The following is a 20,487-nucleotide window of genomic DNA, read 5'->3' on the forward strand; positions in this document are numbered from 1 at the left end:
CCATGATTGGAAAAGGAATCCGCATCGAAGGCCTAAGCAAACGCTTTGGCAAAGGTGACACGGCTGTCTACGCGTTGAAGGACGTGAATATGCAGGTTGCACCAGGTGAGGTGGTCGGATTGGTCGGCCCTTCCGGCTCGGGCAAGAGCACGCTGCTTAAATGCCTGGGTGCGGTGATCGATCCGAGCGACGGCCGCATGACGCTGGGTAATGAAGTGATATACGACGGCGGTTGGCAAGTTCGTGATCTGCGCGCCTTGCGGCGCGACAAAATTGGTTTTGTCTTCCAATCGCCGTACCTGATTCCGTTTCTCGATGTCACCGACAACGTGGCCCTGCTGCCGATGCTTGCAGGCGTCGCGAATGCAGAGGCGCGAGCGAAGGCATTGGAATTGCTTACGGCGCTTGATGTGCAACACCGAGTTCACGCCATGCCATCGCAACTCTCCGGTGGCGAGCAGCAACGGGTTGCCATCGCGCGCGGATTGGTTAACCGCCCACCGGTGATCCTGGCGGATGAACCCACCGCACCTCTCGACAGCGTGCGTGCCATGGCGGTGATTCGCATCCTCAACGACATGGCTCGGAAGTTCGAGACCGCCATCATCGTCGTCACCCATGACGAAAAGATCATCCCCACTTTCAAGCGCATCTACCACATCCGCGACGGTGTGACCCATGAGGAAGCTGGCGAAGGGCGGGAGTTCGAATGAGAGAACGATTGAATTACAGGAGAATTTCATGACCCACCGCAAACACAGCCACGCATTTGGAACTATCACCCTGACCGTTACGGCCTGCCTGCTTTTATGGGGTTTTCAGTTGCCAGCTTGGGCTGGTGACGCTACCCAGGTTGAGCCACTGGCGCTACGCAAGATCATGCAGGAACTCGAGCGCAACATGCAGGCTATTACCGGTGCGATTTCGCAGGAGGAATGGGTTCAGGTCGTTCAGCTCGCCCCAAAAGTTGCTGCACACCCCGAGCCACCGCTTACTGAAAAAATGCGCATCCTTGCTTACCTCGGCGCTGATGCGACCAAGTTCAGAAACTTTGACGCGCAGACTCACGAGGCGGCGCTGGCCATGAAGCTGGCTGCTGCGAGCAGCGACGGCAAGGCGGTGATCCAATCATTCGCCCACGTGCAGGAAAGCTGCTTGGGCTGCCACCAAGCTTTCCGTAAACCTTTCGTGGAGCATTTTTATGGAGCACGCTAAAACATGCCAGCGCCCCATCAGCCTCAAAAGACGGCTTGCGGCAACTTACCTGGTAGCTGGTCTGGTCACCGCCGGTCTGGCCGGCTGCGCCGCCGGCCCTGATTTTCAGCGTCCCACCGCACCCGATGTGGCTCGCTACACTGCAACACCGGTGGCTGATAGAACCGCGTCCGCTCCCACGCAGTTCGGCGAAACACAACGTCTAGTCGAAGGGCTTCCGATCGAAACGCAATGGTGGCAAAGCTTGGGTTCATCCGCACTCGACGGACTGATCAACGAAGCTTTCCATGTCAGCCCGACGCTGGCGAGCATCAGCGCCAATTTGCGACAGGCGCAGGAGCTTCTTGCCGCACAGGCGGGCTCGACGCAATATCCACAGGTAGATGTCGCACTGGGATCTCAGCGCCAGCAAATGAGTCCCAGTAGCCAAGGGTTGAGCGGAGACGCACGTCAATTCAGCCTCTACAACGCCAGCGTTGGCGTGCATTACAACCTCGATCTGGCTGGCGGCAACCGGCGCGCACTCGAAGCCTTGGCTGCTCGCGCCGACTACCGTCGCTTCGAACTGAATGCTGCGCGCCTGGCCCTTGCCGGCAACATGGCAACCGCTGCCATTACCCGAGCACGCCTCGCCGCGCAACTAGAAGCCACTACTGCCATTTTGCGCGTGCAGGATGAGCAACTGCGCCTAGCCCATGAACGCGTGCGTATCGGTCAGGCCTCACCTGATGAAGCGTTGAGCCTACAAGCTCAGGCGGAGCAAACGCGGGCAGAACTGCCTGCGCTGCGTAAACAACTGCAACAAACCGAACATCTACTGGCGGTGCTAGCCGGTCGTGCCCCAGGCACGGGTGGCATCCCGGCCTTCACTCTGGCCGATTTCACTCTGCCCGTCGAGATGCCGCTCGTCGTGCCCTCAGAACTGGTGCGCCGCCGACCGGATATCCAGGCGTCAGAGGCGCTGTTGCATGCGGCCAATGCAGACTATGGTGTGGCTGTCGCCAAGCTCTACCCACAGATCAACCTGAGCGCCAACCTTGGCTCTCAAGCGCTGACCACCGGTGCCCTGTTCGGTGGTGGCTCGGCAGTGTGGGGCCTGGTTGCGCAGCTCACCCAGCCTCTTTTTAATCCAGGGCTACCCGCTGAAAAAAGAGCGGCGCTCGCCGCTTTTGATGCCGCCGCAGCCAATTACCAGAGCGTCGTATTGGAGTCTTTGCGTAACGTCGCCGACACCCTGCGCGCGGTGGAAAGCGATGCACAAACTTTGACTGCCCTCGCTGCCGCTGATATGGCTGCACAGGCCTCCTTGCAGTCGGTCGAGCGGCAATACCGGCTGGGCGCGGCCAGCTACCTGCAACTGCTCATCGCGCAGCAACAGGCACAGTCAATCCGGATCAATATGATTGCGGCCCAGGCACAACGCCTAGTCGATAGTGTTGCTTTATATCAGGCCCTGGGAGGTGGTGTCAGTTAAGGCTATGCCCTAACCTGATGTCAGATGTTGAGCACAAACAACGTCAGAGTAGAGTGTGAATTTATATTTATTGACACATTCAGCCAAGGGTAATAGATTTCATCCTGACATTTTTACCTTTGGAGGCATCTTGCAAGGTCAACGTATCGGCTACGTCCGCGTCAGCAGCTTCGACCAGAATCCTGATCGACAACTGGAACAAATAGAAGTCGGCAAGGTATTCACCGATAAGGCTTCAGGCAAGGACACACAACGTCCCGAACTTGAAAGGCTGCTGGCCTTCGTCCGCGAGGGCGACACCGTGGTGGTGCATAGCATGGACAGGTTGGCACGCAACCTTGATGACCTGCGCCGCATCGTCCAAGGGCTGACACAACGGGGCGTGCGCATGGAGTTCGTCAAAGAAGGGCTGACGTTCACCGGCGAGGACTCACCGATGGCCAATCTGATGCTGTCGGTCATGGGAGCCTTTGCTGAGTTCGAGCGCGCCCTGATCCGCGAACGTCAGCGCGAGGGAATCGTGCTGGCCAAGCAGCGCGGTGCCTACCGGGGACGAAAGAAATCGCTGAACAGCGAACAAATTGCCGAGTTGAAACGGCGAGTTGCGGCAGGCGACCAAAAAACCTTGGTGGCCCGTGACTTCGGCATCAGCCGCGAAACCTTGTACCAGTACCTGCGGGAAGACTGACCATGCCACGCCGCTCAATCCTGTCCGCCACCGAGCGCGAAAGTCTGCTGGCACTGCCAGATGTCAAAGACGAACTGATACGGCACTACACGTTCAACGAAACCGACCTGTCGGTGATCCGTCAGCGTCGCGGCGCCGCGAATCGATTGGGCTTCGCCGTGCAGCTTTGCTACTTGCGATTCCCTGGCATCTTCTTGGGCGTCGATGAACCTCCATTTCCGCCCCTGCTGCGCATGGTGGCCGCACAACTCAAGGTGCCGGTGGAAAGCTGGAACGATTACGGCCAGCGCGAGCAGACACGGCGGGAGCACTTGGTCGAGCTGAAAACGGTGTTTGGATTCAAGCCCTTCACCATGAGTCACTACCGGCAAGCCGTGCATACATTGACCGAACTGGCCTTGCAAACAGACAAAGGCATTGTGCTGGCCAGCACCCTTGTTGAAAACCTGCGGCGGCAGAGCATCATCCTACCCGCCATGAATGCCATCGAGCGCGCAAGCGCCGAGGCCATTACCCGTGCCAACCGGAGCATCCATGCGGCATTGGCCGATTCCTTGATACCTGTCCATCGCCACCGCCTGGACGAACTGCTCAAGCGCAAGGATGGTAGCAAAATGACGTGGCTAGCGTGGCTGCGCCAATCGCCCGCCAAGCCGAACTCGCGCCACATGCTTGAACACATCGAACGCCTCAAAGCCTGGCAGGCGCTTGACCTACCTGCTGGCATCGAACGGCAGGTACACCAAAACCGCTTGCTCAAGATCGCCCGCGAGGGCGGCCAGATGACGCCCGCCGACCTAGCCAAGTTCGAGTCGCAGCGGCGTTACGCCACCTTGGTAGCACTGGCCATCGAGGGCATGGCCACCGTCACTGATGAAATCATCGACCTTCACGACCGCATCATCGGCAAGCTGTTCAATGCGGCCAAGAACAAGCATCAACAGCAGTTCCAGGCTTCCGGCAAGGCGATCAACGACAAGGTGCGGATGTATGGGCGCATCGGTCAGGCGCTGATTGAAGCCAAACAAAGCGGCGGCGATCCGTTCGCCGCCATCGAAGCGGTCATGCCGTGGGACACCTTCGCCGCCAGCGTCACCGAGGCGCAAACGCTGGCGCGGCCTGCCGATTTTGATTTCCTGCACCATATCGGCGAGAGTTACGCCACGCTGCGCCGCTATGCGCCGCAGTTCCTGGACGTGCTCAAACTGCGCGCCGCGCCCACCGCCAAGGGTGTGCTCGATGCCATCGACGTGCTGCGCGGCATGAACAGCGACAGCGCGCGCAAGGTGCCCGCCGATGCGCCAACCGCATTCATCAAGCCGCGCTGGGCAAAGCTGGTTCTGACCGACGAGGGTATTGACCGGCGTTACTACGAGTTATGCGCCCTGTCGGAGCTGAAGAACGCACTGCGCTCTGGTGATGTTTGGGTGCAGGGTTCGCGCCAGTTCAAGGACTTCGACGAATACCTGGTGCCGATCGAGAAGTTCGCCACCCTGAAGCTGGCCAGCGAATTGCCACTGGCCGTGGCCACCGACTGCGACCAATATCTGCATGACCGACTGGAATTATTGGAGGCGCAACTCGCCACAGTCAACCGCATGGCGGCGACCAACGACTTACCGGACGCCATCATCACCACTGCATCGGGCCTGAAGATCACGCCGCTGGACGCAGCGGTGCCAGACGCCGCGCAAGCCTTGATTGACCAGTCGGCGATGTTGCTGCCGCACCTCAAGATCACCGAGTTGCTGATGGAGGTCAATGAATGGACGGGCTTCACGCGCCACTTCACACACCTGAAGACCGGTGACACGGCCAAGGACAAAACCTTGCTGATGACGACGATTCTGGCTGATGGTATCAATCTTGGGCTCACCAAGATGGCCGAATCCTGCCCTGGCACCACCTACGCCAAGCTGTCTTGGCTGCAAGCCTGGCACGTTCGCGACGAAACCTATTCGACGGCGCTGGCCGAGCTGGTGAACGCACAGTTTCGACAACCCTTCGCCGGAAACTGGGGCGACGGCACCACGTCATCGTCGGACGGCCAGAACTTCCGAACCGGCAGCAAGGCAGAGAGCACCGGGCATATCAATCCGAAGTATGGAAGTAGCCCTGGGCGGACGTTCTATACCCATATCTCCGACCAATACGCGCCCTTCAGCGCCAAGGTGGTCAACGTCGGCTTGCGCGACTCGACCTATGTGCTCGATGGCCTGCTGTACCACGAGTCTGACTTGCGTATCGAGGAACACTACACCGACACGGCGGGCTTCACCGATCATGTGTTCGGCCTGATGCACTTTCTGGGATTCCGGTTCGCGCCGCGCATCCGCGACCTGGGCGACACCAAGCTGTTCATTCCCAAGGGCGATACTGCCTACGATGCACTCAAGCCGATGATTAGCAGCGACAGGCTGAACATCAAGGCTATTCGCGCTCATTGGGATGAAATCCTACGGCTGGCCACTTCGATCAAGCAGGGCACGGTGACGGCCTCGCTGATGCTGCGCAAGCTCGGCAGCTATCCGCGCCAAAACGGCTTGGCCGTCGCCCTGCGCGAGCTGGGGCGCATCGAGCGCACGCTGTTCATTCTGGATTGGCTGCAAAGCGTGGAGCTGCGCCGCCGCGTCCATGCGGGGCTGAATAAGGGCGAGGCGCGCAACGCGCTGGCCAGGGCGGTCTTCTTCTACCGATTGGGTGAAATCCGCGACCGCAGTTTTGAGCAGCAGCGCTACCGGGCCAGCGGCCTCAATCTGGTGACGGCGGCCATCGTGTTGTGGAACACGGTCTATCTGGAGCGTGCTACCAGTGCTTTGCGTGCCCACGGCAAGGCGCTGGACGACACGTTGCTGCAATATCTGTCACCGCTGGGGTGGGAGCATATCAACCTGACCGGCGATTACCTATGGCGCAGCAGTGCCAAGATCGGTGCGGGGAAGTTCAGGCCATTGCGACCGCTGCCACCGGCTTAGCGTGCTTTATTTTCCGTTTTCTGAGACGACCCCTTTTAGGTTTCTGCGGAGCAAGCTTCAAGCAAAAGCACAGGCTATAGTTCTCAACAGACCCCTCACCGTGGAACAGGTAGCAAGTTTAATGACATTAGCGGCCAGATTGAAAGTCCATTCCGAATTTTGCCAGCTCTTACGCAGCCCAGAATGCCCCAGGCACAGTTAAAGAAGCACATACATGGATAGTTGATCACGCCAAAGTTCTAGTTTCCGAACACACTACGTTCCTCGGTTAATCTCAAACCCCGGCTTCATGTGAAATAACGAATTCTTGCATTCCCGCCTGATAATTGTATAAAGTATGGATATATATACAGCCCCCACCACGGTGGGGGGTTAGCACGTTACCCTTTCTCGGGGATTTATTATTATGAACATCGCACAAACCTTCCATCGCCTGGAAGATGACTTGGCGTTGCTCAATCGAGTGCTGGCGGAGAAGTCTCCGCTATATGCACGCGTTTGCGTTATACCGCCAGTGGCCGATGGTGAAGAAAACCTGCCGGTTGCCCGTATTGAACCGATTCTAATGTATGGCGCTCAAGCCATCGAGCAGGCCCAAAAAGCTTACACCGATCTGCATATTAAGGATGGGCTTTCTCAGAAATCGACGCGTCGAACTGCCGGTGTACTTTGGTACGCGGATGACAACCCAGAATTCTCAGCTGAAGTCATGGCGCTGATCACGGCCATTAACTTTAGTAAGCAGTCTATACAGGACCACATCATCAGTGAGTTCGGTAATCAGAATGCGCGCTTTTCTGCACTACATAATGCGTGTCCTGGTGTTATGACTCTACATCTGTACCGCCAAATCCGTGCCTGGCATAATGCCGACCTTCAATCTGTCCGCTTCTCATGGCAACGCAAATCGCTACTGCGGATCCCAGACAAAACTAAATTGCTGGCATCTATGCAAACGGATGTCATTGACAATAGTGCCGTGAGCTTACCTGTCGGTAATCTTGCCCAGAAAATTGCAAATACCCCTCAGGAAAAGTTGCGCCTGCGTCGGCCAGCCAAAATACAGCCTGTGGCAAACATCGTATTTCGTAATGAAGATGGTGCAGCGACTGCCGCATTGAAAACCGTAACCGCTTTGATGCCCTATATTGTCATTCAAGATCAGCGTCTGGATATTAAGCCACTTCAAAACTATGCACCGCGCGATATCCAGCGTAACAGTGACCGCCTGGCAACTGAGGTCATAGGTACTTATCATGGCGAAACCATCGAAGTGCTGCTTGTGTGAGGTATTTTGCTTGGAACAGCAGAAATCAAATAATCAATAATTCGAGATAATCATCATGTTTTTAAGTAAGCTGAAAAATCATATTATCAAGAACCATATTTTGGATGAACAGCGTAAAATCCAAGAAATGAATTATGAGAAATTCAACAGAATTATTGCTGTGGGGCAGTCAATCGGAGGGAGGTCAATACCGTTGCTAATCAATGCCATCGGAAGAAACATTCAAAGTGACTTACTGATAGCGGTAGCTGAAGAAGGTACGGATGCACGCTCTGATGACTTTGTTAACCCATATAAATTCTTTTTCTCAGATATTTTTGATGTACTTGATTATGATGCTCTACAGTCATGTTTAACCCACGAAACGAGCTATGTTGCTGATCTATCTACATCATTAATATTACCTTGTCCTTGGAACTACAATCGTTATGTATCCGCATTATCTTCCATAGGGTTCCATGCGGGAAACCCTTGGGAGCAGGATGAAATGAACCACCGAGTAATGATTTGGCTTCCCTGGAATATAGCTTTTGTATTCGGTGGAAACCATTCAATTACTGCTGGTGTCCTCGCCAATGAAGGCATGATAATTCCAGATACTGTCTACGACATGTCACCATTATTCTCTCAAGTAAAGACCGATGGAAAATTTTGGTACCGGAATGGCACGGTCTTTGACAAAGTAACATGTCATCGCCGTGCTGCATTGTTTGAGCTTGGTAGGATGCTCACATCAGCAACAGAATGAATATGGCAATACTTACTTCGTAACCTTCTGAATCTGCCTCTTTCTTTTTCAGTCCCAATTTCGTCACCTGACGCCTACCCATTACCATAAGCAAACCTTAGGTAATACAGCCTAAGGCCTTTGGTGAGAAAAAGCATGAATTATTTCGAAAGTACGCTTCGCTTAAGGATTTCGTCCTACGACTTATACCGGATACATCAGCATCTGGATTATTTCATTCAGGAACAGTGCAAGGCAAAACTCCCATACTCGTTTTCCATTCAACCGGGCACCGGCAATGATACCTACATCTTGTTGCGCACAGCACAAGCCGTTGGCGTGCCGGGTGAGGTTAAAAAAAGCGTGTATTTTTCAGAAGGGCAGGAAGTCACAATCACAGGGACTATTGCAGCGGTTCGGCGTGAAGTTTTAAACGGCCGCAAGCGTGAAACTTGCCCCCCATCCGAGGAATTGCCGGATTTTGTAAAATACCGCTTAGATCGTGCTGGCTTGACTCCCCACCATGTCGGGGTAAACAAAATGGATAATTTAATCGTAAAAAAGGCTGACCAACCTACGCAAAAAGGGCACAGGATCCATATCCCTGCCTGCACATTCCATGCCAATGGCATAGTGACTTCGGTTGCCGACTTTGAAAAGGCATATGTCTTTGGCGTTGGACGAAAACGTATTTTTGGAGTTGGCCAAATTACAGTAACGACAAAATAATCCCCCTCACATACCGAGCCGGGCCCCCCCGGCATTATTGAGTTGCTTGAATAGCTACCTCATTGTGTACTGATTGATAAAATATAGTTATTGACTGGTCAGTAAAGAACTGGTTAACTAGCCACAAATGATATATAGGTGGATAGATATGAGTGGTAGACCAAAGGAGTACGATGACCAAGCTGTCATTGAGTCCGCAATGAATGTCTTCTGGAATAATGGGTATGAAGCGAGTGGCACGCAGACGTTATGCGAGGTCACTGGGCTTGGCCGTGGAAGCTTGTATCATGCCTTTGGTAACAAACAAGGGCTATATCAAAAAGCACTGCGCCATTATCAAGAGATGGGTATTCACTATCAAAGAGAGATTCTATCCGCTGATAAACCCGCAAAAGAGCGCCTTTTGGATATGCTCCGGTGGGGGATTTCCATCGATCTCGATCTTGAAAACCCAAGAGGCTGCCTCGCATTACATTCAGTGCTTGAACGTAATTTCAAAGACCCTGAAATCCAATCCATAAACCAGCACTATCTGTTACGCCTGGCTTCAATGATTGAAAAAGTTATTGCTGAAGGCGTAGGGAAGGATGAATTTACGCCATCCACAGATATCACCACCAGCGCCAAAGCTTTTCTATCCGGGTACTACGGGCTGCGGATTATGGGCATAACAATGCCTGACCGTGACTATCTACTTCAGGCAGCGGAAGGTATCGTCGGAAAAATCTAACCCGATACGTAAACCATATTAATTCGCCCAATTGTTTACTAACCAGTACACAATTGGATGAGGGCGTCCTCGTTACATTCTTTACTGATCAATAAATAATGGAGTTTGAAATCAATGCATTCGTCTGACAAGGCATTCCATATTTCTTCTGGTAACGGTGAGTCCGTTTGGATGAATGGTGATCTGTACTCGGTCCTGATCGACCCCTGTGTCGCTCAAGGGCAACTCTCTATTTTAGAGGCAATCATTCCACCAGGCGGGGGCCCTCCGCGTCATAACCACCTCAACGAGGACGAGATTTTTTATGTCACACACGGACAGCTGGATATTTCGGCTGGGGATGACACGTTTATCGCTCAAGCCGGAAGCCTAATCTTCGTGCCAAGAGGCATGATGCACGGCTTCAGAAACAACACCAAAGATTTTGCAAAACAGTTACTCATTTTTACGCCAGGGGGCTTCGAAAGGTTCTTTTTAGAAGTAGGTCTCACGGCAAGTGCAGGAAGACCTATCCCTGAAGTCTCCAGCACCAATCAAGAAGTTGCCCGTCTTATCGGAGCAAAATATGGATCATATCAAGAGGATAAAATTTGAACCGACATCTCTACATATTGATGATTACTATTTTAGTAGTCACGATGAGCGAACTGCAAACCGCAGGCATGCTACCGAACATTGCTGAAGATCTCGATGCGACAACCGGCCAGGTCGGTTTATTGGTTTCCGTTTACGCGTTAGGCATGGCGATCGGTGGCCCGATAATCGCTTATGTTTTAAGACGTAAGTCACCACGTTCAGTGTTGACTGGCATTATTGCGGCTTATGCCATCATCGAAATTCTTGCGCCGGTTGTTCACGCCTATTGGTGGCTTGCACTTGCGCGAGTTCTAACGGGTTGTCTGTCCGGTGCCACCTTTGGGCTGGCCTTAACCTTTGCGGCCAGGATCGCACCATCTCCAGACCAAATTGGCCGCTGTGTCTCGATTGTTCTTAGCGGCATGATGGTGGGTACGGTTATTGGCCTACCTCTCAGTCATTTCATCGCCACGCAGTGGGATTGGCAAAGCTGTTTTTACCTATTAGGGGTCGCGGCACTGCTTGTCAGTCTACTAGCCAAAACAGGCTTGCCGGATCTTGCTAAGGCGACGGAAAGCGAATCGGTAGAAGACCTACAGAATCTAAAGTCCCCTAAATTATGGTCACGCTACCTGGTGAGTTTTTTAACGATCGGGGCAGCTTATGGTTCTTTCTCCTTCTTCACGCCTTTACTGCAAGACAACGCTGGTTTCAGCTCGGATGTAACCACTGTCATTTTACTCGGTTACGGTATCTGTACTGTGATCGGCAACCTCATCGTTGGTCGGTTCGCCGATGCTCATCCTGTAGGCGTTTTACGTATGGGGCATGGATTGTTACTCGTGGCTCTGATCACCTTGTCGATGTTCAGTGAAATAAAGGCCGTCACCCTCATAATGGTTTTACTGGTAGGGCTGATCGGTATTTCAATGAACCCTGCATTGATCACCAGGGTGACCCAAGCTGGTGGTACCGGCTATCTGGTTACAACCGTCCATACTGCGGTTATCACGATGGGTGTAACACTGGGCACGGTGTTTAGTGCTTTTTCAATGAACATATTCGGTCAAGATCCCGTTGTCGCTACATGGACAGGGGCAGGGTTAACAGTATTGGCAATATTGGCCGTCGCGGTACAGACCGTGACGTTTGCGAGTAAAAAACCGGGTCTGTCTCGGGTTAACTGAGTAAGCGGAGATTTTTGAATGGTAACGCACAACGTCGAAACTGATTTATCTGGGAAAGTAGCTTTAGTGACGGGAGGCTCAAGGGGGATAGGGCGTGAGATAGTGCTGACGTTAGCTAAAATGGGCGTGTCCTACGTAGGGATCCATTGCGGTAAAGACCAGGAGGCGGCAAAATCTGTCATTCACGAGGTCCACCAGCTGGGTGCCGATGCCGATGTCTTTACTGCGGACTTTGCAAGTCATGCAGGGCAGGAAGCATCCCAGCTTTGGCAGAAATTCTTCCAGCGCATTCAGGAAAAAGGTTATCAAGGGATTGATATTCTGGTTAACTGTGCCGGTGTCGCGCCTTCTGCTTCAATTACTGAAACTGAGCCTGCTATTTATAATACAGTCATGTCTATCAACGTTGAAGCGCCGTTTTTCTTACTAAAAGCAGCGATACCACACATTAATGTAGCAGGGCGCATCATCAACGTATCGACGGTTTTAACCCGAGTTGCCGATCCCCAACGAGCTATTTATGCGGCATCTAAGGGTGCGATAAATACGCTCACGTTATCGCTGGCACGCGAATTGGGCTCTCGTGGTATTACGGTGAATGCTGTTGCCCCTGGCGTTGTTGATACTGACATGAACAGCGGTTGGCTACACGAAGCACAGGCTCAAAAGATGGCGTCTGAATTCTCGGTATTTTCACGCGTGGGTAAACCTAACGACATTGCCGAGGTTGTGTCATTTTTGGCTTCAGAACGAAGTCGTTGGATTACAGGGCAGGTCATCGATACGTCCGGTGGTTCTTGTATTTAATACGTTATTCAACCAGCCGTTTGGCTGGTTGTTTTCTTATAGGCCAGGTGAAACCGATGCTTGAGCGTCTTTCTCTTCTGCGGCTGTATCGCCATCTTTTTCAACGGGCAATTGCTTAAGGCGTTTTATCAGAGTTGGATCCACTGCATCTAAAATGCCAATGCTGCTGACCGTGTAGGTATCAATCTGCATCCATGCGGCGCGCATATCGCACTCACTCTTCACATCACTTTTCGCGGCGCACCAGATAAACTTACCATTAGATTTAGTGCTGGGGTCACCGTATTTTTCGATCGCGCCAGCGACCAGACTGTCAGGGTTATTGAAGGTGTACCGAATAGCCTTTACAAGGCTTTTATCTGGCGCTGCTTCAGTGTCATCAATCAGCTGCACAATGACCTCTTCATTACTGTTTGCCCAGGCCATTCCCGTAACTTTGCCATCACGGCTTTGCGTTCGTACACCATTGATGTTTCGTTGCTCTGCGTGTTTATTCGCAGCTTCAAGCGCGTCATTCAAATCCATTCCCAGGCGGATGCCCGCGACGCTAAATTGACCAACATCAACAGAGTGGATCGGTTCCGGTTCTGGCTTTTCTTCAGTGGCAGGCGGCTTCGGAAGATTATCCTGTACGTTGGATCCATAGAGGCCGCCATCATAATTGGGTGATTCATAGGCTTGCGTGTCGGCATCCTCAAGGATCGTGAAACTGGCTTGTGCCATCGTTGAATTAGCTAAGCCAACCAGCAAAACCAGCATTGTTTTCTTCATCAAAGCAGTCCTCATTATGAATTTTGAAAACCATAACATTGACGTGAAAACCGGAGTACAGAAAAGGGCATCAAAACGAGGACCTTAAATATTCGCTATACCCAGTGCGGCCACTACCATGAGGAACTTCATACCACCGATAGGCATAGCTCCATGAACTACGAAAACGCAATCAATCATCTCAAAAACACCCTTTATCAGGCAGGTTTATTGCCAAAAGCCGAGTCAACCGCAACGGAGTCCTTGATGCGTCAGGCTGCGAGGTTGTTTGATCAGGCCGCTGATATGCTTGTGAAGGTGGCCGAAGAGCACCTGAAAGCCAGTCAAGCCCATAATGGCGATCTGAACAAGGCACTAAGCGATGTGCTAAATTTCGAAGCCATTGCCGAGATGCTGGATCAATACCAACTCGAAAGCGATGCCCGTGACGCGCTGGAATCCCCCAAAAAGAGTCAACTCGTTCCCTCTGGGTTTACCTTCACCGATACAGGGCTTCATGGCATTGCAGGAAAGATAGTGGCCTATGTCCGTGAACAGGCCAAAGGTCAGGCGCTCACCGCGCATGTTTGGCCTTACCGTCATGATGATAGCCACATGCTCAGCTGCGATTTTCACTCGAAAGAAAGCGACCTGGTCATTCCTTTGTGCATCACGGCAGGACAAGAGCAATGCGGTGACCCCATTGACGAACCGACGGTTTATGATCTGCCCGAGGCGTTGCACTTAGCCGGTATCATCATTCGTGCCGTGAAAGCGGATATTGAAATTGGCCGGTATTTCAACGAGACAAACCCTGCGGTATCGACCCGACCGCTACAGCATCGTCAAACCAATGGCCCCATCCATCTCTGGGAGGAAAATCATGCTTAAGCCTCAGATCCCGCTATGGGTTCGTGCAACCGCCTTTGTTCGTGAGCACCTTTCCTTCATCGCATTGGCCGGGCTCCTCCTCTGGTCCCTCTGGGGATGGCCTGCACCCGATACTGCGACAGGAGCAACAAAAATAATCGTTAACCTATTAGGTCTGGCGATGCCTCTGGCTGTGGTCTGGTTAGTGATCAGCACTTTTATGCGCACTACGACTTTCGATTATCTCGGCTACTTCGGTAAGCTCGTCTACGATATCGTTTTGCTGGTGATCGTTTTTCAGCTGGTCTGCCGTTTTTTCGCTCAGGTCCAAGGTGAGATTAATGGCGTTATTGACGGGGCACTACGTGACCCGGAATTGGCGATTAGTGCAGTGGTAAGTTTTTATCTTGTCACCTTTGTTTACCGGTTATGCATACGCAATTCAAAAATTCAAACGCAACATATCGAATATGGGCGTTTTTCTGCCCCCCTTCGCCGATCAGAGGCCTCGCTGAAACTGACAGCAATCCATGAATGCGGCCATGCCCTGGTCTATGCCCTTCAGAATACTCATCCGGAATTCATGCGGGTTGCCATTACGCGTGAAACACGCGGAACTGTACTACGTCTGGGCTATATGGAAAGCAACGTTGCGCTTGATGGCCGAGCATCACGCGATCAGCTTTATTGGCGAATGTTGTTGGCACTCGGAGGCTCCGCTGCGGAATTGGCCGTCTATGGCAAGCAATTCGAAGGGTCGCAGGAGGACATGCGTTCATGGGGTGAGCAAGCGGACCGTTACCTTCAGAACGGCTTTGGCAATGTGCTACTGATCGATGACGGTAAAGACGAATCTCTGCGACATAACATCGCCGCCTTTAATACCCTTCATGCCGAACAGATCACTATCATAAACCAGTTCATGCGTGACAACGTCACGTTATTAACGGACATGGCTGCTGAATTACGTCATACCGGGGTCTTGGATAAGCCCGCGATAGAAGCGTACTTGCAGCGCGTGACGATAGGGGCAGGGGTGCCTACTTTTGTGATCACGAACTGATGGTGAAATACGGTCGCTGACTGGTGACCATTTTGCCTAAAAATCACGACATCATTTTGAAAACTGTTATTTTGCGAGGGGGATTATGCGCCTGAATGTTTGAATCAGCATCGCAAACTTACATCATTTCGTTCCCTGAATGTGCTGTGCCACACTATGGGAGCCACAACTAACAGGAACAACTCATGACCCAATCACTTCAACGCAAAAGCCGAGATTTACGGCGACTTCAGATTGAGCCAGGTCGGTATGAGCTGGTGGAGTCAGGAAAAGAATCGATCTTCGATCGAGTGCGCGCAGTGGTCGCTGTCGATGAAGAAGGCATTATGCAGATTAATGCCAGTGACGTGGCCGTTGGGATGTGCGGACTGACAGGTAGAATTGACGACCTGATCGCACGCTATAACAACGGTCATCGTTTTATTTAACCAAGCCCGGAAATGAATAAAAAAGCACTTTTTTCGGTATTGCTAGTATTGGCGCTAGGCGCTGGCTTTCTTGGCTCTTCAGTCGCCCACTGCGGTGAGCCAGTCAGTATAGACAAACCGTCTTTACCCCAGTGCTGGGTAAGCTATCAAGGCCTCACTTTTCTGGCCGGGTGTTAACCCGGCTTTTCTTTAATACCACCTATTAATAGGACTACTAATCGACATGAAAGGCCAAGCAAAGAAAGGCGGCGAAGTTGGTGTAAACGGTGAACACTATAAAGGTGGTCAGTTCATGCCAGGTAGCTCAAAGACAAAGAAAGGTGATCGGGCATCGAATGGCGGGCCTTCTTCCAGACCTAAACGACAACTCATTGAGCCTGGTGTGTTCGTCGAAGTTTATGAGGGAGAAAAAACTATCTTTAGCGGAATTACGGCTTTTGTCGTCGTTGAAAATGGGGTTATGCGTCAATCTGCCAGCGATAAAGCGGTCGCTAATTATGGTCTTACTGATACTTTGCCGGTGTTAATCGAACGATTCAATGCGGGTGAACGGTACCGGTGAGGGGAGTCCCTCACCGACTTCGTCATAACAGTTACTATCTTATTTTTTTATGAATGACAAATAACAGCGCCAGCAAAACTGGGGTGCCCAGATATACATAAGCCAACGTGTTTTGGTGGTAGGCGCGTAAATCCTCCACGAAAGCACGCCAAACGGTAATAGGTTCATTATCTCCCATCACCATGTAGTTGTATGTAAAGCTTGAACTAAACCCGAAATCAAAGACGGCCAAGCCTAAATAAAATAATAAAACCAACAGGATGGTCAAAAACCATCTTAAAAACGTTCTATTTATCATAAGTGCTACCTAATACCCCTCCACCCATTTCTCCACCATCAAAGCTTGTTGCTTCTCCACCAATTTGAGCTGACGATGTGGCAAATTCAAAAATTTGAATCATTGTCCCTTTATCTGATGGCGTAAGATTGTCAATATTTGGGTACTGTTCATGAAAGACATTTGTTACTTCAATTACATCAAGCTTATTAAAGTTATTTTTCTTACCATTCAAATAACTCTGGAATGAAACAGGCACCGTGAACGCCTCTTCTCGCTCGACCGGATACTGCGTTCGTATTGGAGTGTAACTCTCTTCAAATATACGTGTGCCAGATTGCTTCAACCCTTTCACTGTATGAGTTGTGCAATTATTACCTGAGACATCATAAACATCTATAGACCTTCCGTTTCTACGAGTCAACTCACCTGCTTTTTCAGGTAGGTTAGGTATGCTGCCTGATTTCCAAAGGTTATTAAAATAAGTTTCTGTTTTGTCTGTGTCCGCATCTGTTATTTTAAAAACCCTTGCATTCGTTATATATAACTCATCTCTGATGTATTTTCGAGCATCCTCACCGGTCATATATAAAAGTATTCCATCACCCGTTAAAGTTAATGGTCCTGGCGTTCCGTAGCGACCGTATGAATATAATGAGACTTTATTATTTTTGTGGATTGTTATAAATGAATGGCCTGAACCAAATGTTTCCGTCCACACAAAAACGCCATCATAGAGCAAGTTATCTGAAACCCTGCATTCACCATTTAAAGGTGCTGGCGCTACGGGGTTGATCCGACTGCCAAAGCTGGTTCCCTGTGAAGGTGTTGATGGTGCTGGGGCTTGAGTTGCAAAACGACTTGGCTGGGCTTGTGCTGCTACACTATGAGCAATAACCTTGTTAGAACCTGCCGGACAGCCGCATTGTACAATTGAGTCATGTACGGCTTGAAGTTTCCCATGATTTAGAAAACCTTGCTGCCCAGAAACAACGGTGCCTGTCTGTCCACATTTCGGGCATTTTGTTGTCGGGTCACCCACTCTTAATGCTTTTTTATTAAAGCACGTTACAGTTTCTATGGTTGCAATACATGTTGCACCGGTAGTTGTTTTGTCGCCATTTAAAGCCATTGCCTTACCCATAATGATGGGTCTTACTCCAGACATAACACCTCCAATGTGTGATATGGTAGTGATATATAATTAATTAACGAAAATAATATATTAATACCAGACATTGATCTAACTATAAATAATCTAATCATTACAATACACCAACTTCCCATTTCCATTCCTGCCAGGAATTTCGCCGAGCGTACACCTCATGCTTTACTTGTGTAGGTAACCATTCATAACCGATCTAATTATTATCAGAGAGATTTATGAGCACTAAAGCAAACAACCTTGAATTACTGTACAACGCCTGGCTGTCCCGTTCGGTATCCTGGGAGTTCGGTAGTGAGGATGAGCGGAAGGCCCAATGCCGTGATTGGGCTGAGTCGTCTTTAGAAAGCATCTCTGATGCCGAAGAGTTTGAGCAGGATGAAGCTGATTACATCGTGGATGACGAGCTCACGCACTGGACTGAATAACTTCGCCTAACCCCTTCGTCACCGGACGGTCTGATGTGACAATGAAGGGGTAAACAAATCAAACAGGCAAATCGTTATGACCAGCACGCCCCAAGACGAACTGAGCGCTATCGCACTGTTCAATGACATTGGCCGAGATGAAGTCACTGCTCGTTTCAATGCGCTCAGCGCAGCAGCGCAAGCGCGCTTCGATGAGAGCTACCGTATCCACGGCACCATGCCCGTCGGTTTTACTGCTCTCAATTTTATGACCGCTGATGAACGGAAGCAGCGCCACCAGCTCTTACTTGCGATTCAATTATGCACCGATCCCCAAGCCGAAGCGCACGCCCGCATTAAAGCCCGGCGAGCCGCATTGAAAAGGAAAAACCATGTCGTCACCACTGGGTAAACTTCAGCACGCGTTGCTGCACGATATCGTTAACCAGCAGGATGGAGAATGGTGGCCGGGTTGCCCACTAACCGTTCAGACACTGAGCCGGAGCCGGATCATTCTTGACGCATTGGTGGCCCGGCAACTCCTGAAGCATAAAGGCAGCTGTCATTATGAGGTCACAAGTCTGGGTCTGGAAATTGTCTCTCAGAGCAGGCATGAGAAAGCGCGTTAAACATCTGGATTTGAGCGCTGTTTTACAATAGAGTAAACATAACGAATAGGTGGTATATGTCTCATCTTACTGGTGTCATTTCGAGTGTGATTCAGGAGCTCGATACAGTCGGCGAAAGGATTAATTCAGCCATTAGTGAAGCCTCTTCCGACGCAGAAATTCAATTGCTGGAGGATGCGTTAATCTCACTGTCTGAAACCAGAACTCTCCTGCAAGGCAAAACGCCGGTAAGCCAGGTTAACGCCAGTGTGACCCGGATCCGCCCATTACCATAACCAGCCTAATATTGCTTGAGGTGACCAAAGATCATGTCAGACCAACTACCTGCAAACGAAACTGAGCCACTGGTGACGAAAGCTAAAGTCCCTTCAGCCCATCTGGAGACGCTATTTAACTACCTGGTTAAATGCATCAAAGAAGAGGGCGCTCCACCAACTTACGATGATATCGGTAAGGCCCTGGGTTATTCAAAGGGGCTGGTTGCCCGGCGTGTGAAGCAGCTGCATGAGCAAGGCCGTATCATTATAGATGGAGAGAAAACCACGGCCAGAACGATGCGTATTGCTAAAGGGCAGGGCTATGATGAACTGACTGATAAGGTGTACCTGACAGAAGATCGTAAAGCCATTATCAAAGCGGTGAAAAGCATGATGAAGCGCACCGGCATCGGTCCTTCTATCAATATGCTGGCGCATGAGCTCGGCTTCTCGAACAGCAAAACAAAACGCCACGTTGAGTACCTGGATAAAAACGAATTACTCCGGTACAGCCCCGAACTGGGTGAAGTTATTGCCACTGAACCAGGTGACTACGAGCCAAAGCCGAATGCGTAGTGGTGGGCTCTACTTTCGATTTTTCCACTATGCTCTGCTGATCAGTCTGTTGTTTGGATGCATTCTTTTTGGCAAGGCGCTCATCTCTATCTACTGGCCGAGGTATTGGGTTCCAGCTGATGCCTGGTATGCCTTCGGGATAGCGCCGGGTGTTTGGCTCGCGACTCTGATTGGGCTGATTATCTTCATATTCCTCTCATCGCTTTATCGCTATTTCGGGGTATTGGTGATGACTACCTGCATTGCCTGTGCAGGGATCGCCTTTTTCGTCCTCAATTCGTAGCGCTTTCCCTCCGCTCGTATTGAAAAAACGCCTTTTCTCCTGAATTATGGAGCTCTTTATACGGGCCATTCACATGCCGTGGGGGTGTGAGATTGTGCTGATAATCTGCGCCTAAAGCGGTATAGGGCGCATCCAACGAGGGTATCCGATGAAATCTAAAATCCTGGCGCTGGTGGGGGCGCTAATCATTTTAACCGGCAGCGCATTTGCTGCGCCACAGTTTGACCCAAACACGGTCTACGCCGGGAAGGCTGGGCAGGCAACCAAAGAATCAGTGCAGCAAGCCGAGCCTGGTGAAAAGGGCAGTATTACGGTTCTGCGGCTGAACAGCTACGCGCACCTGGGTGAGTTTAACATTCCAGAAGGCACGCCAAAAGCAAGCGTAGAGCGATTCAACAATAAGGTCTATGTACTGTCCGAAAAGCCAGACAAGCGCCTGGCTGGATTGTGGATCGGCCGTGACGCTAATGGCAGAGAAGGTCTTTGCGGTTACATCAACAACAGCATGCGCATTCAAAAATGTTATTTTATTTTTTATAGAGAAAAGTGACATCACGCCCCTCTTGGGGCGGTTTATGAATAGAAAAACAGTTACTTATATCAAATACTGTCTTTTAACGTTCTGGCTTTTTGATGTAGCTCGTTAAATGATTTGTCTTCATTCAAAAGATAGATCACAATATTTCTTAAATATTTCACTTTAACATATTCGGAGTAATCATATAATGACTTAATAAAAACACAATCCTTCATTGTTGTTTTATATTTCAATGGCACTGTTGCAAAGTTAGCGATGAGGCAGCCTTTTGTCTTATTCAAAGGCC

Annotated in this window: 25 protein-coding genes; 22 read left to right on the forward strand and 3 right to left on the reverse strand. The window is 50.8% G+C overall.

The window, feature by feature from the left end:
* Positions 1–2: 2 nt before the first annotated feature.
* The 12 genes from P3L37_RS18670 (at position 3) to P3L37_RS18725 (ending at position 12,396) form a co-directional block, all read left to right on the forward strand.
* The gene (locus P3L37_RS18670; RefSeq protein ID WP_048607673.1) at positions 3–713 is read left to right on the forward strand and encodes an ABC transporter ATP-binding protein; all 711 of its coding nucleotides are present in this window, start codon (positions 3–5) and stop codon (positions 711–713) included.
* A gap of 28 nt (positions 714–741) precedes the next feature.
* Complete coding sequence (locus P3L37_RS18675) at positions 742–1,215, forward strand: cytochrome c (protein WP_206276502.1); 474 nt, start codon at positions 742–744, stop codon at positions 1,213–1,215.
* Positions 1,202–2,689, forward strand: a complete 1,488-nt coding sequence (locus P3L37_RS18680; RefSeq protein ID WP_048607676.1) for an efflux transporter outer membrane subunit — start codon at positions 1,202–1,204, stop codon at positions 2,687–2,689. The genes P3L37_RS18675 and P3L37_RS18680 overlap by 14 nt, the downstream gene beginning before the upstream one ends.
* A gap of 130 nt (positions 2,690–2,819) precedes the next feature.
* Positions 2,820–3,377: a recombinase family protein gene (locus P3L37_RS18685; RefSeq protein ID WP_001162010.1), complete on the forward strand. Its 558-nt coding sequence runs from the start codon at positions 2,820–2,822 to the stop codon at positions 3,375–3,377.
* Between the two features lie 2 nt (positions 3,378–3,379).
* Positions 3,380–6,352 (forward strand): Tn3 family transposase, encoded by a 2,973-nt coding sequence (locus P3L37_RS18690; RefSeq protein WP_206276501.1) that lies wholly within the window; start codon positions 3,380–3,382, stop codon positions 6,350–6,352.
* Positions 6,353–6,758: 406 nt separating this feature from the next.
* Positions 6,759–7,640: a DNA replication terminus site-binding protein gene (locus P3L37_RS18695; protein ID WP_042849106.1), complete on the forward strand. Its 882-nt coding sequence runs from the start codon at positions 6,759–6,761 to the stop codon at positions 7,638–7,640.
* Between the two features lie 55 nt (positions 7,641–7,695).
* Positions 7,696–8,388 (forward strand): DUF6710 family protein, encoded by a 693-nt coding sequence (locus P3L37_RS18700; protein WP_042849105.1) that lies wholly within the window; start codon positions 7,696–7,698, stop codon positions 8,386–8,388.
* A 135-nt stretch (positions 8,389–8,523) separates the two neighbouring features.
* On the forward strand, positions 8,524–9,096 hold the full coding sequence (locus tag P3L37_RS18705) for a type I-E CRISPR-associated protein Cas6/Cse3/CasE (RefSeq protein WP_113767342.1): 573 nt from the start codon (positions 8,524–8,526) through the stop codon (positions 9,094–9,096).
* 148 nt (positions 9,097–9,244) lie between these two features.
* Positions 9,245–9,826: a TetR/AcrR family transcriptional regulator gene (locus tag P3L37_RS18710; RefSeq protein ID WP_042849103.1), complete on the forward strand. Its 582-nt coding sequence runs from the start codon at positions 9,245–9,247 to the stop codon at positions 9,824–9,826.
* 114 nt (positions 9,827–9,940) lie between these two features.
* Positions 9,941–10,420 carry a cupin domain-containing protein gene (locus P3L37_RS18715; RefSeq protein WP_052219460.1) on the forward strand — a complete coding sequence of 160 codons (480 nt, stop codon included), beginning with the start codon at positions 9,941–9,943 and terminating at the stop codon, positions 10,418–10,420.
* Between the two features lie 20 nt (positions 10,421–10,440).
* Positions 10,441–11,589, forward strand: coding sequence for an MFS transporter (locus tag P3L37_RS18720; RefSeq protein WP_226617279.1), 1,149 nt, complete (start codon positions 10,441–10,443; stop codon positions 11,587–11,589).
* Positions 11,590–11,607: 18 nt separating this feature from the next.
* Entirely contained in the window at positions 11,608–12,396 is a 789-nt protein-coding gene (locus P3L37_RS18725; protein ID WP_042849101.1) for an SDR family NAD(P)-dependent oxidoreductase, read from the forward strand.
* Positions 12,397–12,432: 36 nt separating this feature from the next.
* Here the strand turns inward: P3L37_RS18725 and P3L37_RS18730 are convergent, their stop codons facing one another.
* The gene (locus P3L37_RS18730; RefSeq protein WP_042849100.1) at positions 12,433–13,167 is read right to left on the reverse strand and encodes a hypothetical protein; all 735 of its coding nucleotides are present in this window, start codon (positions 13,165–13,167) and stop codon (positions 12,433–12,435) included.
* Positions 13,168–13,320: 153 nt separating this feature from the next.
* Between P3L37_RS18730 and P3L37_RS18735 the strand changes: the two genes are divergently transcribed.
* The 4 genes from P3L37_RS18735 to P3L37_RS18750 all read left to right on the forward strand — a co-directional run bounded on the left by P3L37_RS18735 (position 13,321) and on the right by P3L37_RS18750 (position 16,069).
* Positions 13,321–14,037, forward strand: coding sequence for a hypothetical protein (locus P3L37_RS18735; RefSeq protein WP_272667572.1), 717 nt, complete (start codon positions 13,321–13,323; stop codon positions 14,035–14,037).
* Positions 14,030–15,079 (forward strand): hypothetical protein, encoded by a 1,050-nt coding sequence (locus tag P3L37_RS18740; RefSeq protein WP_042847402.1) that lies wholly within the window; start codon positions 14,030–14,032, stop codon positions 15,077–15,079. The genes P3L37_RS18735 and P3L37_RS18740 overlap by 8 nt, the downstream gene beginning before the upstream one ends.
* Positions 15,080–15,264: 185 nt before the next feature.
* Entirely contained in the window at positions 15,265–15,507 is a 243-nt protein-coding gene (locus P3L37_RS18745; RefSeq protein WP_042847400.1) for a hypothetical protein, read from the forward strand.
* Between the two features lie 292 nt (positions 15,508–15,799).
* Positions 15,800–16,069: a hypothetical protein gene (locus P3L37_RS18750; RefSeq protein ID WP_226617277.1), complete on the forward strand. Its 270-nt coding sequence runs from the start codon at positions 15,800–15,802 to the stop codon at positions 16,067–16,069.
* Between the two features lie 34 nt (positions 16,070–16,103).
* Here the strand turns inward: P3L37_RS18750 and P3L37_RS18755 are convergent, their stop codons facing one another.
* Both P3L37_RS18755 and P3L37_RS18760 read right to left on the reverse strand, forming a co-directional pair.
* Entirely contained in the window at positions 16,104–16,367 is a 264-nt protein-coding gene (locus P3L37_RS18755; protein WP_042847398.1) for a hypothetical protein, read from the reverse strand.
* Positions 16,357–17,514: a PAAR domain-containing protein gene (locus P3L37_RS18760; RefSeq protein ID WP_094962948.1), complete on the reverse strand. Its 1,158-nt coding sequence runs from the start codon at positions 17,512–17,514 to the stop codon at positions 16,357–16,359. The genes P3L37_RS18755 and P3L37_RS18760 overlap by 11 nt, the downstream gene beginning before the upstream one ends.
* 215 nt (positions 17,515–17,729) lie before the next feature.
* Here P3L37_RS18760 and P3L37_RS18765 point away from each other — a divergent pair, with 215 nt between their 5' ends.
* From P3L37_RS18765 to P3L37_RS18790, 6 genes are all read left to right on the forward strand, one after another.
* The gene (locus P3L37_RS18765) at positions 17,730–17,939 is read left to right on the forward strand and encodes a hypothetical protein (RefSeq protein ID WP_042847397.1); all 210 of its coding nucleotides are present in this window, start codon (positions 17,730–17,732) and stop codon (positions 17,937–17,939) included.
* A 76-nt stretch (positions 17,940–18,015) separates the two neighbouring features.
* A complete protein-coding gene (locus tag P3L37_RS18770; protein WP_042847396.1) occupies positions 18,016–18,330 on the forward strand; it encodes a hypothetical protein in 315 nt (104 codons plus the stop codon).
* Positions 18,311–18,547, forward strand: coding sequence for a hypothetical protein (locus tag P3L37_RS18775; protein ID WP_042847395.1), 237 nt, complete (start codon positions 18,311–18,313; stop codon positions 18,545–18,547). Before P3L37_RS18770 ends, P3L37_RS18775 begins: the two co-directional genes overlap by 20 nt.
* Before the next feature lie 56 nt (positions 18,548–18,603).
* Entirely contained in the window at positions 18,604–18,822 is a 219-nt protein-coding gene (locus P3L37_RS18780; protein WP_042847394.1) for a hypothetical protein, read from the forward strand.
* 33 nt (positions 18,823–18,855) lie between these two features.
* Complete coding sequence (locus P3L37_RS18785; RefSeq protein WP_052219403.1) at positions 18,856–19,380, forward strand: hypothetical protein; 525 nt, start codon at positions 18,856–18,858, stop codon at positions 19,378–19,380.
* 431 nt (positions 19,381–19,811) lie between these two features.
* Positions 19,812–20,213, forward strand: coding sequence for a hypothetical protein (locus P3L37_RS18790; RefSeq protein WP_042847392.1), 402 nt, complete (start codon positions 19,812–19,814; stop codon positions 20,211–20,213).
* Positions 20,214–20,487: the final 274 nt, after the last annotated feature.

The sequence above is a fragment of the Providencia sp. PROV114 genome, from assembly GCF_032704305.1.
GTDB classification, from domain to species: domain Bacteria; phylum Pseudomonadota; class Gammaproteobacteria; order Enterobacterales; family Enterobacteriaceae; genus Providencia; species Providencia rettgeri.

What these genes read in the sequence shown, in the direction of transcription:
- P3L37_RS18690 (WP_206276501.1), top strand. Translation starts at nt 3,380, where the DNA reads ATGCCACGCCGCTCAATCCTGTCCGCCACCGAGCGCGAAAGTCTGCTG.
- P3L37_RS18750 (WP_226617277.1), top strand. Translation starts at nt 15,800, where the DNA reads ATGCCAGGTAGCTCAAAGACAAAGAAAGGTGATCGGGCATCGAATGGC.
- P3L37_RS18760 (WP_094962948.1), bottom strand. Translation starts at nt 17,514, where the DNA reads ATGTCTGGAGTAAGACCCATCATTATGGGTAAGGCAATGGCTTTAAAT.
- P3L37_RS18720 (WP_226617279.1), top strand. Translation starts at nt 10,441, where the DNA reads ATGATTACTATTTTAGTAGTCACGATGAGCGAACTGCAAACCGCAGGC.
- P3L37_RS18735 (WP_272667572.1), top strand. Translation starts at nt 13,321, where the DNA reads ATGAACTACGAAAACGCAATCAATCATCTCAAAAACACCCTTTATCAG.
- P3L37_RS18740 (WP_042847402.1), top strand. Translation starts at nt 14,030, where the DNA reads ATGCTTAAGCCTCAGATCCCGCTATGGGTTCGTGCAACCGCCTTTGTT.
- P3L37_RS18775 (WP_042847395.1), top strand. Translation starts at nt 18,311, where the DNA reads ATGTCGTCACCACTGGGTAAACTTCAGCACGCGTTGCTGCACGATATC.
- P3L37_RS18745 (WP_042847400.1), top strand. Translation starts at nt 15,265, where the DNA reads ATGACCCAATCACTTCAACGCAAAAGCCGAGATTTACGGCGACTTCAG.
- P3L37_RS18680 (WP_048607676.1), top strand. Translation starts at nt 1,202, where the DNA reads ATGGAGCACGCTAAAACATGCCAGCGCCCCATCAGCCTCAAAAGACGG.
- P3L37_RS18710 (WP_042849103.1), top strand. Translation starts at nt 9,245, where the DNA reads ATGAGTGGTAGACCAAAGGAGTACGATGACCAAGCTGTCATTGAGTCC.
- P3L37_RS18725 (WP_042849101.1), top strand. Translation starts at nt 11,608, where the DNA reads ATGGTAACGCACAACGTCGAAACTGATTTATCTGGGAAAGTAGCTTTA.
- P3L37_RS18695 (WP_042849106.1), top strand. Translation starts at nt 6,759, where the DNA reads ATGAACATCGCACAAACCTTCCATCGCCTGGAAGATGACTTGGCGTTG.
- P3L37_RS18790 (WP_042847392.1), top strand. Translation starts at nt 19,812, where the DNA reads ATGAAATCTAAAATCCTGGCGCTGGTGGGGGCGCTAATCATTTTAACC.
- P3L37_RS18730 (WP_042849100.1), bottom strand. Translation starts at nt 13,167, where the DNA reads ATGAAGAAAACAATGCTGGTTTTGCTGGTTGGCTTAGCTAATTCAACG.
- P3L37_RS18780 (WP_042847394.1), top strand. Translation starts at nt 18,604, where the DNA reads ATGTCTCATCTTACTGGTGTCATTTCGAGTGTGATTCAGGAGCTCGAT.
- P3L37_RS18770 (WP_042847396.1), top strand. Translation starts at nt 18,016, where the DNA reads ATGACCAGCACGCCCCAAGACGAACTGAGCGCTATCGCACTGTTCAAT.
- P3L37_RS18670 (WP_048607673.1), top strand. Translation starts at nt 3, where the DNA reads ATGATTGGAAAAGGAATCCGCATCGAAGGCCTAAGCAAACGCTTTGGC.
- P3L37_RS18785 (WP_052219403.1), top strand. Translation starts at nt 18,856, where the DNA reads ATGTCAGACCAACTACCTGCAAACGAAACTGAGCCACTGGTGACGAAA.
- P3L37_RS18705 (WP_113767342.1), top strand. Translation starts at nt 8,524, where the DNA reads ATGAATTATTTCGAAAGTACGCTTCGCTTAAGGATTTCGTCCTACGAC.
- P3L37_RS18700 (WP_042849105.1), top strand. Translation starts at nt 7,696, where the DNA reads ATGTTTTTAAGTAAGCTGAAAAATCATATTATCAAGAACCATATTTTG.
- P3L37_RS18715 (WP_052219460.1), top strand. Translation starts at nt 9,941, where the DNA reads ATGCATTCGTCTGACAAGGCATTCCATATTTCTTCTGGTAACGGTGAG.
- P3L37_RS18675 (WP_206276502.1), top strand. Translation starts at nt 742, where the DNA reads ATGACCCACCGCAAACACAGCCACGCATTTGGAACTATCACCCTGACC.
- P3L37_RS18765 (WP_042847397.1), top strand. Translation starts at nt 17,730, where the DNA reads ATGAGCACTAAAGCAAACAACCTTGAATTACTGTACAACGCCTGGCTG.
- P3L37_RS18755 (WP_042847398.1), bottom strand. Translation starts at nt 16,367, where the DNA reads ATGATAAATAGAACGTTTTTAAGATGGTTTTTGACCATCCTGTTGGTT.